We start from the raw sequence: 17,017 nt of genomic DNA, 5'->3' as shown, positions 1-17,017 counted from the left end.
GATAACACATCAAATTTAAGACATTAGTATAAAAGATCACCCTCTTCCTTTTTCTGATTGTTTTAAAGCTTTTATTGCTGTTACTTTTAGAAATGATTCATCATTAGGATTCCTACTCGCAATGTCATAAGTCAACTCCCGTACCAAGGAAACTAGGAAAGTACATACTTGAGTATATTTATCAAGGTAATGAGCTTTATCAGTAATTTTCAAGATAGGCTCTTTATTCCACGAGCTTAAGTTGTTGTACACAACTGTACGAAAATTTTTCGATTTTTCGTGTGGATACCAAGCTCCATGTTTGTGTTGATAATTTATTTCGTTGCGTAATCTAGATAACCAATTTGCACGAACATGGCAGGGATGTGATTTCATTACCTTGACTAAATCGTCCAATTGGCTAAATAAGAACTGCTTCTTTTGTTGACTTACTGGGTTTTTATCAAGTAAAAATTCAGCGGAAATTTTAGACAGCAATTCTGCTAGTACAGACCATGTATCCTCATGAGAACCATTGTTTAGTTTTTGAATTGAAAAGGAGGATAAATCCTTATGATAAATAACCAAATGCAACCCATCACTTATATTAACACCAGGAGGATTAGCATGATATTTCAAAGCTGCAGTAAGCTTTTCCGATTGATTTCTTTCTAGTTGTATAACTCCATAACCTAAAATTCTCAATAACGTATGTGCTGCAAAAAACGCAGAGTAATAAGAGCGTATCAGCGGCCAAGCAGTTGAGCGAGGAATTTCATACTCGGCAGAAATATCATAAATTGACTCAAATGTCGCAATTGTCATCCTAGAAATATCAAAAGCTAAGGCTCTTAAAAATGTTTCCTTATTGCTGATATAAAAATTAAACTGTTTACTTGTAACATTATAACTATCTAGAACTTGAGGCTCGGATTCTATCCATTGCTTGAAAGTGGTGTCAGTAACACCACTCACATCGGTTAATCCATCGACAAAATAAGGCCTTAAAACATCTGATGCTATTGACATAAATTTCATTCCCTCATAGCTGGAAACTTTTTGTCAATGAGTTATTTAAGGCTTCAGTCAACGTCTTATAGGATCTTTTAGACTTTAAAATCAGAGCCTTATTTAAAGATAAAGGCACTGGCTGTATAATTTCAGCAAAATTTTCATTACTGTATTCAGAATTAAATTTATATTTAACTCTAGAAGCAACTTCTGGGAAGAATGCGATTATTCCTTTAAAAATATTTGGTGTTGTTATTTCACTCTTAAACCCTGCCTTTTCAAATACATCTACAATAGCTCCGAGATAAGAGTTAAATATTTCATACAACTCATCCGTGTTCTTATTGCCAAGAACGCCAATTATATTTGAGAAACTTGTGTTAAATGTTGTTCTACTAATTTTACCTTTAACTTTTTCATTAGGACTTAATAATCCAGTTAATACGCTAAACTTATCTTTTTGAAATTGATTAAATAAATCACGCAGAAGACTTTCAACGTCCCCTTCCAATTCAGCAAGTTGCTTAATATCGAGAAGCAACTCACTTGGAACTGGTCTCTGTTTCGTATTTATATCAATAAAAAGCCTTGTTTCTTCAGCCTTAGTCAAGCCTGTATATATCACAACAGGGATGCGCAGTTTACTTTTTGCTAATTTATATCCCCAAACCCGATGTTGACCATCTAACACTAAAAAAGCCTTAGGGTGCATTTTTATCGTAAGAGCTCGCCCCCCTTTTTTAACTGTAAGTTCAGCTTCAGGCTGTGCCGATAATACGACTGCATTAGGTATTGTTCCAAATCCGCTATCAATGTAGTCTGCAATTTCTTGAGCACGTTTTTCATCTAAGCGTCGTTGGAAACCTTCTAAAGGGTCGTCATATCTCGTTGTAACAAAACAAGTATCAGCTAATATATCAGAATACAGTGTTAAGGAATAGAATTTATGCCGTCCTTGGGTGATCAAACTAAAAGTGTAGCTATTAACATCGTAATCATTATCAGACATTCTAAACTCCTATAATTTTTTTTTCTCAATACGTTTTTCAGCGATTTTCAAGTAGTGTTCGGAAAGGTCTATACCTATTGATCTAAAACCTAATCTATTAGCGACAGTAGTAGTTGTTCCTGTGCCAACAAATGGATCTAACACTATTCCACCCTCAGGGCAGGTTGCAAGTATTGGAATCATGCAAATTTCTTCTGGATAAGGCGCAAAATGAGCTCCCCTTTTATGTGCATCTTCTGGCGGTATTTCCCATACATCACTCGGCTTACTTCCCTTCGGATGATATTTTAAGAAATAGAACCCCTTCTCCTGCAACTCTCTGGCTCGACCTGATATTTTTACTCTATCAGAGTGAGTAGTTCGGTGCTGCCCTCTTATCACCATTCTAAAATCTGATATTTTATTATTGGCAATTTCCAATAACACACTATCCAAAGCGCCGAAAGCAATTTTTTTTTCCTCATCACTCAACGCTGTTGATAGTTCGATTCTTCTTCTATAGTTAACACCTGTAACGCCTGTGGCTGAAACTACCGCACCATTCTTTATATATGATTTTCGTGACGTAGTTCGTATAGCGTCAATGTTATAATAATATTTACCGCCCTTAACGAAGTGAAAAATATTCTCGTGCAAATTATTAAGCCTATCCCGAGAACTGTCCATTCCACCTTTTAATTTATTCCATATCACATCATTTCTCAAAACCCAATTTTGCTCATCCATCATCGCTATAGCTATACGCCATGGAATACCAGCCAAACTCTTTTTATAGTAAGTATCATTAATATTAAGCCAGAAAGAACCATCGCTTGTAAGTATTCTCTTCACTTGACTAAATATCTGTAAAAGATTATTTATATAATCTTCTTTTTTCTTCTCTTGGCCAAGCCCACCATTTTCATATTCTCTTTGTAGCCAGTATGGTGGTGAGGTTATCACACAGTTTACTGACTCATCGGGCATTGATTTAAGGACAGATAGAGCATCGCCCTGCACAAACAATGGATGCTTTTGAGTGCCATTAATATATTCTTCGATCATTTTTTTTGCATTTTTTTTCAACGGGTTAACTCAACATTTCATGTGCATCCTAGAGAGATATTATGCACATCGTACGAAGATTTCTCAACCTATCTCTCCAACTAAAAAACATTAAAAATCAATTATTTAAATACAAAGGCAGGACTTTTATTTTTTTAATACTTAAAATTCTGCTCATTTCATGTTTAAGAAAATTACTTCCCCATCAACTCCTTAACTCTTTTAGTACCCAAACCCCATAAAAAGCTCTATGTTCGTTTCAGATAAACGTTACATGAACCAACATGAAATCCCATTTAATTTCAGATAGATATAATTAAATTGTATATAGCATTACTGCGCCGAACACATACAGGTTCGCCGTTTTTTCTTTTTCTCAGGAGATTTCATGAAAATTCAAGAAAGCTTGCAGACTCTGCAAGATTCACTTAATGGCTTGCCTACATGGATCTCAGAACAGGCCATGCAGCAAATTCGTCTTCTCTCCAATTACGAACCAGTAATTGGAATTATGGGTAAAACCGGCTCAGGAAAAAGTAGTCTTTGTAATGACTTGTTTGTCGGCGAAATATCGCCTGTCAGCGATGTCGCGGCCTGCACCCGTGAACCTTTGCGATTTCGCCTGCAAGTCGGTGAGCGGTTTATGACCATCGTGGACCTGCCCGGAGTGGGTGAAAGTAGTGCCCGCGATACTGAGTATGCAGGGTTGTACCGTGAACAGCTTCCCCGGCTTGATCTGGTACTGTGGCTGATTAAGGCTGATGATCGGGCACTGGCGGTGGATGAGCATTTTTATAGGCAGGTGATTGGTGAGGCATACCGGCATAAGGTGCTGTTTGTTATCAGCCAGTCAGACAAAGCTGAACCCACAAGCGGTGGAAACACCCTGTCCACGGAGCAGAAGCAAAACATCAGCCGCAAAATCTGCCTGTTGCATGAGTTGTTCCAGCCCGTGCATCCAGTGTGTGCTGTGTCGGTTCGTCTGCAGTGGGGATTGCGGGTGATGGCAGAGCGGATGATTAAATGTCTGCCACGCGAGGCCAGCAGTCCGGTGGTGTCGCAACTGCAGCGGCCCTTTCGCACAACGGTAGTCAGAGAGCAGGCACGTGACGATTTCGGTGAAACCGTAGGTGCGGTACTTGATACCGTCAGTGCTTTCCCCCTTATTCCCGCTCCGGTGCGGGCCGTAATACAGGCCGTCCGTAACACCGTGGTGTCCGTTGCCCGTGCTGTGTGGGATTTCTTCTTTTAAGTATTTAACCCATCCCTGTTATTTCCCTAACCTTGTCGCCAATGCGACGGGGTTTTCTTTTATTTGTTTTCCCATTATGAGGAGTCTGCTTATGACCCGTTTGGCCTCGCGCTTTGGCGCTGCAAATCTTATCCGTCGTGACCGTCCGTTAACCCGTGAAGAGCTGTTTCGCGTCGTGCCCAGCGTGTTCAGCGAGGACAAACACGAGTCCCGTAGTGAACGCTACACCTATATACCCACCATCTCCTTGCTGGACAGCCTGCAGCGAGAAGGCTTCCAGCCATTCTTTGCCTGTCAGACCCGTGTGCGTGATCCGGATCGTCGAGAACACACCAAGCATATGCTGCGTCTGCGGCGTGAGGGACAGATAACTGGTAAGCAGGTGCCGGAAATTATCCTGCTCAACTCTCACGATGGCAGCAGTTCGTACCAGATGCTGCCGGGACTATTTCGTGCGGTTTGTCAGAACGGCCTTGTCTGTGGTGAGTCGTTTGGCGAGGTGCGGGTGCCGCACAAGGGGGACGTGGTGAGTCAGGTGATTGAAGGCGCGTATGAGGTACTGGGGATTTTTGACCGGGTGGAGGAGAAACGGGATGCCATGCAGTCGTTGCTGTTGCCGCCCCCGGCACAGCAGGCACTGGCAAAAGCCGCTCTCACATACCGCTTTGGTGAAGACCACCAGCCGGTGACTGAGTCGCAAATACTCTCTCCGCGCCGCTGGCAGGATGAGAGTAACGACCTGTGGACCACGTACCAGCGTATTCAGGAGAACCTGATTAAGGGCGGTCTCAGTGGGCGTAATGCTAAAGGGGGGCGGTCACATACCCGTGCCGTTCGCGGTATTGACGGGGACGTGAAACTTAACCGGGCACTGTGGGTGATGGCGGAAGCGATGTTCACGCAACTGCGGTGACCGTTTCATGTTGCCACGTTGTTAATATCGGACACCACCTGTCCGCATTGCAACGTGCTGGCGGTCCTCACACACCGAGGGATGGCCTGTAACCCCCGCTACATCTGGCTTTTGTAGTGGTCAAGTAATACTGGCCACGGTTTTACAGTAAGAACGGTATCGGTTCTCTGATTCTTCCGGCGTTAGCCCCCCGTTGTAATGATGAGGTCTGACGCTATTGTAGTAATTCAGGATATAACCGCCGATTTGTCGCCGGGCCTCATCCTTACCTGCGTAACCATTCGTCGGCACCCATTCTGTTTTCAGACTACGGAAGAAGCGTTCCATGGGGCTATTATCCCAGCAGTTCCCCCGACGACTGACGCTTTGCTTTATCCTGTAACGCCAGAGAACTTGCTGATATTTAAGGCCTGTATACTGGCTTCCCTGGTCGCTATGGAACATGACATCACGCGGTTGACCACGCGTCTCATAGGCCATCCGCAGAGCACTGCTTATCAGTGCGGTATCGGCATTCGCTGACAGACTCCAGCCGATAACCCTGCGGGCAAAAAGATCCATAACAACCGCCAGATAGCACCAGCGATTTCCAGCCCAGATATACGTAATATCTCCACACCATACCCGGTCTGGCTCCGGTACAGCGAACTGACGCTCGAGCAGATTCGGCAGGCAGGTATGCTCCTGACGGGCATTTTTGTACTGATGTTTTCCGGGCTGGCAACTGCTCAGGCTTAGGTATTTCATCAGACGCCCGGCACGGTAACGGGTCATCGGAACGCCATTTTGAGCCAGCATTTCAGCAAGCGTGCGTGCGCCTGCTGAGCCCCGGCTCTGGTTCCACGCCCGGCGTATTTCGCTGTACAACCTGACTCGCGCCGGATTGACAGTATCGCGTCGTTTTCGCCAGTACCGGTAACTGCTACGGTGTATTTCCAGCGCGGAGCAAAGGCTGACAACCGTGTGGCTGTCACTCAGTCTGGCGGCTATCGTGAACCGTTCAGTGAGTCGGACATCAAGAGTGCGGTAGCCTTTTTTAATATCGTATTCTGTTCCTCCAGGCGGCGAACCTGCTTTTCCAGCTCGCGAATACGTTGCTGCTCTGCAGTAATGGGAGTTGCAGAGGGCGTAATCCCCTGCCGCTCTCGCCTGAGCTGGCGCACCCAGCTCTCAAGCGTGGTAGAACCGACATTCATCGCTTCACTGGCTTGTCGATATGAGTAGCCCTTATCAACAATCAGCTGTGCACATTCCAGCCTGAACTCAGGGGTGAAAGTACGCTTAGTTTTCTTGTTCATTAAGTCACCTGTTTTATGTTGTGGTGAGAATATCACCTTTAATCAGGTGGCCAAATTTACTGTGCCACTACACTTTTGCAGAAATAAAAAATAGTTTCTGTGGTGTCCATACCCTGTCCGCCCCCTTATTTAAAGTAATCACATCATTTTCAGTTAGTTAACTTCCACGGAGAACGTCTCATGACACAGGCAGAACGCCGCCATGACCGGCTGGCTGTCAGACTGTCACTGATAATCAGCCGTCTGGTGGCGGGGGAAACGCTGAGTGTGCGTAAGCTGGCCGCTGAGTTTGGTGTGTCGGTGCGCACGCTGCGGCGTGATTTTCGCGAGCGGCTGATGTATCTGGACCTGGAGTATCAGTCCGGATATTGCCGCTTACGTACTGCTGGCAGTGAAATGCAGATGGTGCCCGACGTGCTTATCTTTGCTCACCGCAGCGGGCTGGCCGGACTTTTTCCAGGCCTTGACCGCCGTCTGGTGAACGCTCTGCTGATGTGCGATGAGTCTCCCTGCGTGATAGCACCAGCTAATCCGGTTCCTTCGCCCTCAGGAGCATTGTCTTTCTGGAGACTGATTCAGGCCATTACCGGGCGCAGGCGGGTGACGCTGATTGCGGAGGGGCGACGCTGTGAGCGCCTGGCTCCCTGCCGGTTACTCATCCACCAGCAGACCTGGTATCTGGTGGCTGAACACGACGGGCATATCGCCGTATTCACACTTGATGAAATCCATCTGATTCATCCTTTGCAGGAGACTTTTCGCCGCAATGACAGTCTGTGCCGTCTGACTGAAGACCCGGTTTTCATTCAGGCCTTACCCCATTTTCGCTTTATCCAGCAGTCACTGCTTACGTTTGTTCCGGCTGACAGCCCACCGGAATAGCGCAGGCGTTGTTATCAACCCGGCAACAGGGAGGAACCCGATGCCCGTTATTGCCATTATCGCCATTGTTGTCATCGTCATCATTCTGAACAAAACCGGGGTGTCCGACAGCCTCATCGCCCTGACGCTTGCCACCGTTGCCGCTCTGCTGACGGGCGGCGGTGCAGCCGGTGCTGCCAGTGTTGCACTGACGCCGTTCGTCGGTGTGCCGGTGGGTATTTTTGTGGGGATTTATGTCTTTGCCAAAGTGGTTCGTCTGATTTCAGGAAAAAATAATGAAACGTAAAACACTACCTCTGCTGGGGCTGGTTGCCGCCACTCTGTTTCTGAGCGCCTGCGATGACAGGAGTAATGACCTCAAAGCTATCAGTAAATTTAAGGACCTCACGCCTCCGCGCTTCAGCGATGTTGTCAGCCGTCAGGATGATGTCAGCGAAGAATGGTCCCAGGTTGGCTTCTCATCCGGTCTCACCCTGCAGGTCTTACGTACCCGCCAGTCGCCCGATGGCTGCGAGGGAGGCAGTTACTACTACCTCGTAGATATGGAGGAAAAAACCGTTCAGCCGCTGATGAATGCGCTGTGTATTGCCGACAACATTAAACTCGAATACCACGAGGTTACGGACCCTTTCACGAAGGAAAAATACTTCGAATATTCCCATGACGGCAAACTGATGGGACGACTGTTGATACCCTCAAACCCTGAGAACCAGGAATAAAAACAACGATAAAGGAGACAGAAATGAAAATACGTTCACTAAGCCGGTTTGTGCTGGCCGGTATACTGCTCGCGAGCTTTAATGCCTCTGCGGTCTCGGGACTCTGGCAACAGGGGTACGGTCAGGGCAATGCGGAATACAGCGTGACTGATGCCAGCGGAAAGATGTTTACCATCAACTGCACGGAAAATCCGGACCAGAACGGTATTTACCAGCACTCGGTTTTTCTTACCCTCGCCGGGGATAAAACAGTGAGCTCGCATGACGACAGTACTGACATCACAGTGGTGATGGACCATAAGCAATATGCCATTCCCTCAACCCTTGGTTGGCGTAACGGGGATAATGCCTGGTTTAGTTTCATCATGGGTATCCGTAAGGCCAGACAGTTCAGTGTCTACGTCAATGATCGCAAAGCGGGGACTTTCACTGCTGACCTGAAGAACGCTGAGAAAGTCCTGCCTACTCCCGGAGACTGCGGTAACGACTGAAAGCCGCATCTTCTTCCGCAAACTAACCCCGACAGCCACCAGGCTGCCGGGGTTTTATTTTATCAGAATCCTGAAATGTCCAGACCAGATTTAATTACATTAGCAACATGGCTTCAACAGATTGAACTCACAATGCGAAGCAAACAAAAATCAAGTTCAATAAGGTCCGTTATGAACTGTGAGTCCAACGGGTCGCCACAACGAAATCAACTTTTATGCCGCACTGCCTTTTTCTTTATTAAATCACTCTCACCTTTACGTCCGTTAATGACGTAATGCACTTCACAATGCACTCTATACTGTGTAAAAAAATAAGAAAGCGCCATGTGTAATTCACGTGCCCATGAAATGCGCTCAAAATTCACATCAAAAAAATCATATACAAAACTCGCATTTTCCCTGAGATGGAAAACATTATTTCTAAATATCCTGAGAGAATCTGCATGTTCTTTCATTAACTTGCCTATGCTATCTGAAATCGGTATTAACTCTTTAAAATTATCAGGACGCTCATTATTAAGCAAGATCCTCAGATTTAGCTTGCGAACCCCCTCGCAAACCACACCTAGAAAACCTAACCAAGTAGAAAGATAAATCCTTATATCTATTTCATCTCGTTCATTCAGCTGACCATTTATATGCGATTTTTGTCTGAGCTTTTCGTAATTCCTAAACATAAGATCAGCAGACTGGAAATAATGAGTAAGAAGAACCAGCACACGGTCCTGATTCCGATTGGGGAGTGTATCTTCAGGGTGTCTGCTATCTATGTCTACAGCGTAGAAAAATGGAGTATTAGCAATATAGTAAAGGTCACCATCAGGACAAACTAATTCTCCTTTCTCTAGGGCCTCACTCAAACAGTCAGCAACTTCATCCTTACTATTGAACCCATAGGTACTCAGATTCTCTCCTGCAAACAGGATAAGCCACCATAAATTAAACCCGCCAACCTCCCCCTGCGCACCGAAATCAAAATTAACATCCCCAGAGCTAAGCTTTACCAAACAACCAGCACCATGTTTATGGTATTTAACACCACCATCTAGCTCACCAGAAATTGGTATATCTAATTCAATCCAATGATTACAACTCAATGGCATTGGTATACCAGAACGATGCATTATTTTTAGCGCAACCAGGATCTTTTCTTGAAAATCAAAAACTAAACAAGCTAATTTTTCATTCATCGCAGTGGCCTACATTTCATTACTGAAACAATAATATCTCAAAACCTTCAAAAAATAATAGTCAAATTATTAATACACCTCCCTTAATGAACAATTTTCATGTGGCACATTCTCAATTTCAGCTTCTGGAACATAGCTGCTGATCAACCATGCGCGTCCATCCAAGGTGGAAGCTGCTACAGATTTTCTGCTTATATTCCAAATAATTTCAGAAAGAGATTATCTCCGTGAATCCCCGTCTCCTTTATCGGATGGCGGGACTTTTGTTTTTCACTCTAAAGTCTGTTTAGCAAAAATCTGACGATCCTCAGATCTATGAGCAACTTCGGCCTTCGATGCACCAAAAGGAAAAGCACTATGTATAACGTCAAGACGTTAGAACTAAATAATCAACTTAATCTCAATTGGATGGAGTCCACCGAAGACAACTTACTTTATGCCGCTGTCATACATGATGAAATGCGTATCAGCTTCTGGCCGCAGCACTTTGGGTCCATCCCCCAATGGATAACGCTGGAACCTCGTATTTTCGCCAGGATGGACCGCTTATGTGATGAGTATAGCGGTGGTATCTGGTCCTTTTACACGCTCAGCAATGGTGGAGCGTTTATGGTCCGTGGTGCTGACGGTAACGATAAATGGCATCTGCTCAACGGCATGAACGTCAATAGTGCGCAAACGAGCGCGGAAGCCGCTGGTATCGCTGTCTGCCTGATTGAATACAGCCATCACGCTTGTCGCACCGAATACGATGCCATGACTGAACACTATTACCGCCTGCGGGATTACGCTCTGCAGCACCCTGAATCCAGCGCCATTCTGCACATTATTGATTAAGGATACTTATGATGGAACAGTCGCTTATCCCCCTGGCTCCGGCACTATCACTAACCGCACAACGCACGGTAAAACGCGCCTTAACGCTGCTTGACCGACACATGCGCGAAACAGACGTGGCATTCACCTCCACCCAAGCTGCCCGTGACTGGCTAAAGCTAAAAATGGCGGGGCTGGAACGCGAAGAGTTCATGGTGCTGTACCTGAACCAGCAGAACCAGTTGATTGCTCACGAAACCCTTTTTGCCGGTTCTATTAGCAGTACCGAGGTGCATCCCCGTGAGGTGGTCAAACGTGCCCTTTACTTCAATGCGGCAGCAGTGATAGTGGCGCATAACCATCCCTCCGGTGACACCACACCCAGCCAGGCAGATAAGTCCATCACGCAGCGTCTGGTGCAGGCGCTTCAGCTCGTTGATATCCGTGTTCCTGACCATCTCATTGTCGGTGGCACGCAGATATTGTCGTTTGCTGAACACGGTTTGCTTTGAGGTATGACATGAAAATTATCAGTAAACGCCGGGCAATGACGATATACCGCCAGCATCCGGCCTCCCGCATTTTTCGATACTGCACCGGCAGATACCAGTGGCACGGTAGTGTCTGTCATTACACCGGTCTGGCCGTTCCTGACATTCCCGGCGTGCTGGCGATATACGCCGAACGCCGCCAGGACCGCAACGGACCTTATACCTGTCTGATGAGTATCACCCTGAACTGACAATAAAGAGGTTATAAATGAGCAACACTACATGGGGCCTGCAGCGGGATTTCACGCCGCGCCTGGGAGCACGTCTGGTGCAGGAGGGCAACCGGCTGCACTATCTGGATGACCGGGCCAGTATCACCGGTAAGTTTAGTGACGCCGAATGTCTCAAGCTGGATGCGGCATTTCCGCATTTTATCAGTCAGATGGAATCGATGCTGACCACTGGTGAAATGAATCCTCGCCATGCCCACTGCGTCACCCTTTACCACAACGGTTTTATCTGCGAAGCCGACACCCTTGGCAGTTGCGGCTACGTATACATCGCAGTTTATCCCACTCAAAGCTAACTAATTTCACGAGAGCAAGCATGAAAACTCTACCTGCTAAAATTTCGCAGGCAGCGAAGCCCTGTCTGTCGCCCGTGGCTGTCTGGCAAATGTTACTGACACGTCTGCTGGAACAGCACTATGGCCTGACACTGAGCGACACGCCGTTCAGTGATGAAACTGTTATTAAGGAACATATTGATGCAAGGATCACCCTGGCCGATGCAGTCAACTTTCTGGTGGATAAGTACGAACTAGTTCGTATCGACCGAAAGGGATTTTCATGGCAAGAGCAGACCCCGTATATATCCGTAGTAGATATTCTGCGAGCAAGGCGCTCTACCGGCTTGCTAAAAACTAACGTGAAATAAACGCTTAAATTTAGAGCAGACTAAGTGAAATCAAAATGCTAATCTCACAGACGAAGAGACTTCTACTCTGCCCTCTCCTTCCCTGCAAAAAACCTGACATTTTCTTTTAGGACCAACAATAGGACCAAAATGAAAATTGAATTGAATATTACAATCTATTTAACAACAAGTTACATAACCAATTCAGACTCCGCCAGCCCAAAATTCTTGGTTGATGGTCACCAGAGCCAGTCAACGAAGTCCTGAAAGCCCGCTAAGCGCAAGTTTGGCGGGCTTTTTTGTGCGCTTATTGTCAAATTACAGCGTTACCATTCAAAGTATTGAGTTGCTCATGCATAGCGCAATTTGAAAAGCAAAAGCCCTTCACCGTATGTAAAAGGGCTTTGCATTGCAGCTCCCGCCCAGCCCACCATTGAGATATAACCGAACTTACGACATAAAACTTATGTCGCCACTAAGGTTTCAGGGGGCTAATCCCGACGCCTGATTTTGCAGGCGTGGCGGGGCAATACTGAGAAAACCCCACAAGTGACAAGGAAAATCACTCTGTATTAGCGCGTTGATTTTAAAGTCGAATCCTTTTCGCAAAAGAGCAACTGCGATTGAAGAGATTCTTTTCGGGGAAGTCGACATCCGTTAATAATGTCGAGCCAGAGCTGGGAGTGATTTCATTACAGGCAGCGAGGTAAAGCAGGGGATATCTCCCCCTGCCCTAATTTACCCTCAGAAATAGTGCGATCCCACGGTGTGCAACCCGTGTGTCGTTTTGATGAGATCGGCGGCGCGTTCACCCACAACCACACATGGCGCCATTATGTTGCCAACGGGAATTCGCGGCAAAACGGACGCATCGGCGATACGCAGGTTCTTAATGCCGTAGACCCGCAGCTGCCCATCGACCACCGACATCGCATCGCGCCCCATTTTCGCCGTGCAGGCCTGGTGCCAGAACGTCACCGCCGAGTTGCGGATGAATTGCTCCATCTGGCGACGCTCGCGAGGCAACGGTGTCACTTCGCGCTTGATGAGCTTGTCGAAATGCGGATGGTTGCCAATCGCCCGGCACAGTTCAACACTCGCGAAAGCCGCGTCCAGATCCTCCGGCTCACTGAGCACGTTAGGATCAATCAATAGCGGATCGTCAGGGTTCGGGCCTGACAGCCGCACACTTCCACGGCTTTTCGGTCGTGCCAGCCCGGCGAACATAGACCAACCATGCTCAGGCGGTTCAGTGCCCACTTCGGGCGGCGACGGCACCGCGAATTCAAGCTGGCACTGCAACAGATCCGGCGCGTCGAGGCGCGTATCGCTCTTCCAGTACAGCGTAGACTCGCAGCCGCCCGCGTTGACAGGTTGCGGCGTGCGGTATTCCCACGTGCAGCCAAAAGCGACATGATCCTGATGATTTTGCCCGACACCCGGAAGATCTTCGACGACGTTGATGCCATGCGCGCTCAGCGCTTGCTGCGGGCCAATCCCCGATTGCATCAACACTTTTGGCGTCTGAATCGCGCCCATCGACATAATCACTTCGCACAGTGCGCCGATGCGGCAGAGTTGGCCATTGATCACCGCTTCAACACCAATCACCTGTTTGCCTTCAAACAGCAATCGCGTGACCTGCGCATGGGTCACCACCGTTAGATTGGGTTGATACATACGCGGGTAGACATAAGAGCGATAGACCGACTGACGTCGGCCCGTGCGAATGCGCAAGTCGGCGAAGGCCACCCCGCCTGCGCCTTCCATCATCTTGCCGTTCGGGCTGTCAAAGCGTGGAATGCCTAACGCACTGGCCGCTTCAAGGGTGGCATGCGCCAAGGGTTGAGGATCAACGGGCGGCGCAACATACACCGGCCCACTGTTGCCGCGACGTAGCGGATCGGGTTCACCCTGCCAGTTCTCGATTCGCCGGTAATAGCTGAGAATCGACTCATATCCCCAACTCGCTTCACCCGTTTCCTCCGCGTAATAATCCCAGTCGGTTTTATGGCCGCGCGCCCAAACCATCACATTGATGCTTGAGCCCCCGCCCAGCCCCTTTCCCATATTTAAAGGTAGCCGCCGATCATTGAGATGGGGATTCGGTTCGCCGACGAAGTTCCAGTCGTATTTAGAACCCAAATTCAACGGCCAACTGCCAGGGTCGTAAATGGTTGGGCTGATATCATCGTCCCCCGCTTCAAGCAGCAAGACCTGAACATCCAACAACTCGGATAAACGTGCAGCAACCACACATCCGGCTGAGCCGGCACCGCACACAATGAAGTCATAGTTCGATTTCAACCCAAAGGTAAGCGAACCGGAAGTGCTTGTATCTCCTGTCTGGCTGTAAGAATCAACGCTCATTTTTAGTCCTCATAGATATTCACAGTAAGAGTTCTTCCAATCACAACTATTGCGATCGTGCTCCCTGACAACGTCTTTACTGCATACCTGTGCTGAGAAGGATCGTACATCGTTCAACTACCCGGTCCGTGCCAGCCAACGCGGCAGCATGAGGGAAGCATGAAAAGCAATGCTTTACGCTTTCGCCAATTTCCAAAGTATTTCAAATAGATACCCACCAGCGAATGCAAAATAAAACGATACCCAAAATCAACCTTGTTAAGCGCTTGTGATAATAACTACCAGAAACAATAAACAATGTGAATAGTACTATTTGTAAACAATACTGAGGATTATCTTATAAGTCGCAGGGTGTAAACCCAAGCAGGCAGGGTAAAAAGAGGGTTATTTGTAGCGTTGTTGTTAGGGAAATGGAGTTTGATGTGTGAGCCTGAGCGAACCGCCGATTTAAAAGCAGATAATCACCTGTAAATAATTACCCTTACGATTTATCTCATTATTATCCTGATAATGAGAATACATTACAAAATTAATCACCATCAGAATAAATTCAATAAGATAAGCGCGTTACGAGAAAGCGACGTTTTCTCATTTATTTCCGCCGAGTTATGTAATTAAAATTACGCTCACATTTAAACTTAACCTAAATCATTAAAAAACATCAAGATTTATAAAAAACCTAAAACCGGTCATACGAATAACCTGTTTTTTCCGCATTTACGTGATTGTTTGAATTAAGGCAGTTGTGTAAGCTTATTCGTGTCTTCAGGAACAACCTAAAGACAATTAAAGCGGGAAATAAAAATCTTCACCTGCAAAATAATAGAGTAAAGTTTGTTTTATTAATTAGTTTAACCTTATCGAAATAACGTGGTTGCTCGCATATTTATTTGTTAAATAATAGTAAAAGCTCGCATTAATTGCCAGTTTTTACGGGAGCAACTTGATGAACGAACACAATTTAGATGAACAAATGCAATCTATCCAGGATCTGAACCTGTCCTATTTATTATTGGCACAGCGTCTGATTCGCGAAGATAAAATTGCAGCCGGTTTCCGCTTGGGTTTGAATGAAACTACGCTGGAAACATTAAATCATTTATCACTGCCGCAGCTGATTAAACTCTCTTCTACAGGACAGCTGATTAGCCGCTTACGCATTGATGATGAGGTCGTGATCAATTGCCTGACGAAAGACTCGCGTATCGATGCGCTTCAGCGCTTGCACACCGGGATTATTCTGTCGAGCAATCTGCTTAATGCCATCAGTGACGATAGCAACGAGGCCGCATAATGGAAGACTCAATGTTGCACGAAAAAAGCATCATGTCTGAAATTAAAGACGCGCAAATTGCGATGGAACTGATTAATTTCGGCGCCAGGATGCAGGTACTGGAAAGTGAAACCAGCCTCAGCCGTCGAAAGCTATTAAAGCTTTATAAAGAGCTGAAAGGAAATTCGCCGCCGAAGGGAATGCTGCCTTTCTCTGCCGACTGGTATATGGCGTGGGAACAGAATATTCACTCGTCCATTTTTTATAATATTTATTGTTATTTGCAGAAAGTTGAAAAAGGGCGCCAGGTTGAGTTAATGCTCAAAGCGTACCGTATGTATCTGGAACACGATCTGGCAGATGCCGATTCAAAACCGGTGCTGGGGTTAACCCGTGCATGGACGCTGTTACGTTTTATCGACGGCGGAATGTTGAAACAGACGCAGTGCGATTGCTGTGGCGGTAGTTTTATCACCACACCAGAACATATGTTTAATGGCTTTACCTGTAGCCTGTGTGTACCGCCATCAAGAGCGATGAAAAAGAGCCCGATGCTGAATTTTGTGGCGGGTACGTCCACCCCGCTTCAGTAATGAAAAGCGTTGTCCGATCTCCGGGCAAATAACCCCTCGGGTAAATACGACAGCCTCGCTGGTCAATATCACGTGACCACGCGAGGCTGTCGTGTTTCTGCGCCCGGCAAACTGTTATGACAAACGCCCGGTAAAGACGCCACGATAATAACTCGGGCAGATATTCAGGCGCGTCAAAATATCACGTCGGTGAACATAGGCGGTTTTCAGGCTGATCCCCAATGTGGATGAAACCTCCTGTGCGCTGGAACCAGAAGCCAGCAAGCACAACACTTCGCGCTGGCGCTGCGTTAACAGTGGTAGCGCAGACAGCGCTTGCTGTTTTGCGCCCTTCTTCGACAGCAATCCCGTGACGGTTTCAAAAACCTGACGGATAGGTGAATTCAGCCCCAACGTGGGAACATCCGGTAACAGCGCAGGGAGAACCGGGTTGAGATCTTCGCACAGCACCAGGCATGGCAAGTCCTGGCACGTTCCGCGCAAATGTTGCATCGTCTGCATCAACGACATCAGATTGGTGGCCTGTGTCGCCACCGCCACCATAATCCGCACTTTGCCGCTTACCGCCAGGCTCGCTTCTTCAACGCTGCGAATATGGCTAACCCGCAAATTAGGCCGATAGAGCTTAATCAGGTTGATAAGCCCCCTGGCTGAGAAAATATCTTCGCTATATATCAGAACATTAGCTGTAGTGACGGAGGATTTTCCGCTCATAACCCCTTCCCTGGTGTACGTCACCTCCGGTGACACAATGTGGTAAACAGTGAAAAA

At 46.8% G+C, this 17,017-nt stretch carries 20 protein-coding genes; 13 read left to right on the top strand and 7 right to left on the bottom strand.

What is annotated here, in order from left to right:
* Positions 1-36 precede the first annotated feature (36 nt).
* Genes AAEY27_RS05785 through AAEY27_RS05775 form a run of 3 tightly spaced genes read right to left on the bottom strand, consistent with a single transcriptional unit; the run spans position 37 to position 3,043 of the window.
* On the bottom strand, positions 37-1,008 hold the full coding sequence (locus tag AAEY27_RS05785) for a hypothetical protein (RefSeq protein WP_318243268.1): 972 nt from the start codon (positions 1,006-1,008) through the stop codon (positions 37-39).
* A gap of 13 nt (positions 1,009-1,021) precedes the next feature.
* Positions 1,022-1,999: a DGQHR domain-containing protein gene (locus tag AAEY27_RS05780; protein WP_342323950.1), complete on the bottom strand. Its 978-nt coding sequence runs from the start codon at positions 1,997-1,999 to the stop codon at positions 1,022-1,024.
* Between the two features lie 9 nt (positions 2,000-2,008).
* Positions 2,009-3,043, bottom strand: a complete 1,035-nt coding sequence (locus AAEY27_RS05775; protein ID WP_342323949.1) for a DNA-methyltransferase — start codon at positions 3,041-3,043, stop codon at positions 2,009-2,011.
* 388 nt (positions 3,044-3,431) lie between these two features.
* Here AAEY27_RS05775 and AAEY27_RS05770 point away from each other — a divergent pair, with 388 nt between their 5' ends.
* Both AAEY27_RS05770 and AAEY27_RS05765 read left to right on the top strand, forming a co-directional pair.
* On the top strand, positions 3,432-4,295 hold the full coding sequence (locus AAEY27_RS05770) for a GTPase family protein (protein ID WP_342323948.1): 864 nt from the start codon (positions 3,432-3,434) through the stop codon (positions 4,293-4,295).
* Between the two features lie 91 nt (positions 4,296-4,386).
* Positions 4,387-5,208 carry a DUF932 domain-containing protein gene (locus AAEY27_RS05765; protein WP_342323947.1) on the top strand — a complete coding sequence of 274 codons (822 nt, stop codon included), beginning with the start codon at positions 4,387-4,389 and terminating at the stop codon, positions 5,206-5,208.
* 120 nt (positions 5,209-5,328) lie between these two features.
* Here AAEY27_RS05765 and AAEY27_RS05760 read toward each other — a convergent pair.
* Positions 5,329-6,542, bottom strand: a protein-coding gene (locus AAEY27_RS05760) for an IS3 family transposase (protein ID WP_342322006.1) whose coding sequence is annotated in 2 segments (ribosomal slippage) — positions 5,329-6,248 and positions 6,248-6,542 — 1,215 coding nt in all. Because the reading frame shifts where the segments join, the coding sequence is not laid out codon by codon here.
* Between the two features lie 144 nt (positions 6,543-6,686).
* Between AAEY27_RS05760 and AAEY27_RS05755 the strand changes: the two genes are divergently transcribed.
* Genes AAEY27_RS05755 through yfjT form a run of 4 tightly spaced genes read left to right on the top strand, consistent with a single transcriptional unit; the run spans position 6,687 to position 8,598 of the window.
* Entirely contained in the window at positions 6,687-7,388 is a 702-nt protein-coding gene (locus AAEY27_RS05755; protein WP_318243273.1) for a WYL domain-containing protein, read from the top strand.
* 40 nt (positions 7,389-7,428) lie between these two features.
* Entirely contained in the window at positions 7,429-7,674 is a 246-nt protein-coding gene (gene ypjK / locus AAEY27_RS05750) for a protein YpjK (RefSeq protein ID WP_016243781.1), read from the top strand.
* Positions 7,664-8,107, top strand: coding sequence for a YfjS/YafY family lipoprotein (locus AAEY27_RS05745; RefSeq protein ID WP_342323946.1), 444 nt, complete (start codon positions 7,664-7,666; stop codon positions 8,105-8,107). The genes ypjK and AAEY27_RS05745 overlap by 11 nt, the downstream gene beginning before the upstream one ends.
* 23 nt (positions 8,108-8,130) lie before the next feature.
* Positions 8,131-8,598, top strand: a complete 468-nt coding sequence (yfjT, locus tag AAEY27_RS05740) for a protein YfjT (RefSeq protein ID WP_342323945.1) — start codon at positions 8,131-8,133, stop codon at positions 8,596-8,598.
* A gap of 206 nt (positions 8,599-8,804) precedes the next feature.
* Here yfjT and AAEY27_RS05735 read toward each other — a convergent pair whose 3' ends face one another.
* The gene (locus AAEY27_RS05735) at positions 8,805-9,788 is read right to left on the bottom strand and encodes a DUF6896 domain-containing protein (protein WP_342323944.1); all 984 of its coding nucleotides are present in this window, start codon (positions 9,786-9,788) and stop codon (positions 8,805-8,807) included.
* Positions 9,789-10,196: 408 nt separating this feature from the next.
* Between AAEY27_RS05735 and AAEY27_RS05730 the strand changes: the two genes are divergently transcribed.
* From AAEY27_RS05730 to AAEY27_RS05710, 5 genes are read left to right on the top strand one after another with little or no spacing between them, the layout of a single operon-like run.
* Positions 10,197-10,625 (top strand): antirestriction protein, encoded by a 429-nt coding sequence (locus tag AAEY27_RS05730; RefSeq protein ID WP_342325475.1) that lies wholly within the window; start codon positions 10,197-10,199, stop codon positions 10,623-10,625.
* An 8-nt stretch (positions 10,626-10,633) separates the two neighbouring features.
* Positions 10,634-11,116, top strand: coding sequence for a RadC family protein (gene radC / locus AAEY27_RS05725; protein WP_318243278.1), 483 nt, complete (start codon positions 10,634-10,636; stop codon positions 11,114-11,116).
* Positions 11,117-11,124: 8 nt separating this feature from the next.
* Positions 11,125-11,346, top strand: coding sequence for a DUF987 domain-containing protein (locus AAEY27_RS05720; RefSeq protein ID WP_318243279.1), 222 nt, complete (start codon positions 11,125-11,127; stop codon positions 11,344-11,346).
* A 17-nt stretch (positions 11,347-11,363) separates the two neighbouring features.
* Positions 11,364-11,681 carry a type IV toxin-antitoxin system YeeU family antitoxin gene (locus AAEY27_RS05715; protein WP_342323943.1) on the top strand — a complete coding sequence of 106 codons (318 nt, stop codon included), beginning with the start codon at positions 11,364-11,366 and terminating at the stop codon, positions 11,679-11,681.
* A gap of 20 nt (positions 11,682-11,701) precedes the next feature.
* Positions 11,702-12,031, top strand: a complete 330-nt coding sequence (locus AAEY27_RS05710) for a TA system toxin CbtA family protein (RefSeq protein ID WP_342323942.1) — start codon at positions 11,702-11,704, stop codon at positions 12,029-12,031.
* Between the two features lie 723 nt (positions 12,032-12,754).
* Here the strand turns inward: AAEY27_RS05710 and AAEY27_RS05705 are convergent.
* Entirely contained in the window at positions 12,755-14,380 is a 1,626-nt protein-coding gene (locus tag AAEY27_RS05705) for a GMC family oxidoreductase (protein ID WP_342323941.1), read from the bottom strand.
* A gap of 946 nt (positions 14,381-15,326) precedes the next feature.
* On the opposite strand from AAEY27_RS05705, the gene flhD reads away from it, so the two are divergent.
* Together flhD and flhC are read left to right on the top strand one after the other, a co-directional pair.
* Positions 15,327-15,674: a flagellar transcriptional regulator FlhD gene (gene flhD / locus AAEY27_RS05700; protein WP_342323940.1), complete on the top strand. Its 348-nt coding sequence runs from the start codon at positions 15,327-15,329 to the stop codon at positions 15,672-15,674.
* 14 nt (positions 15,675-15,688) lie between these two features.
* Positions 15,689-16,246 (top strand): flagellar transcriptional regulator FlhC, encoded by a 558-nt coding sequence (gene flhC, locus AAEY27_RS05695; protein ID WP_342325473.1) that lies wholly within the window; start codon positions 15,689-15,691, stop codon positions 16,244-16,246.
* A gap of 114 nt (positions 16,247-16,360) precedes the next feature.
* Here the strand turns inward: flhC and AAEY27_RS05690 are convergent, their stop codons facing one another.
* The gene (locus AAEY27_RS05690) at positions 16,361-16,960 is read right to left on the bottom strand and encodes a helix-turn-helix domain-containing protein (RefSeq protein ID WP_342323939.1); all 600 of its coding nucleotides are present in this window, start codon (positions 16,958-16,960) and stop codon (positions 16,361-16,363) included.
* Positions 16,961-17,017: the final 57 nt, after the last annotated feature.

Origin of the sequence: Kosakonia sp. BYX6 (assembly GCF_038449125.1) — a bacterium.
GTDB classification, from domain to species: domain Bacteria; phylum Pseudomonadota; class Gammaproteobacteria; order Enterobacterales; family Enterobacteriaceae; genus Kosakonia; species Kosakonia calanthes.
This window is presented reverse-complemented; position numbering and strand designations above follow the sequence as displayed.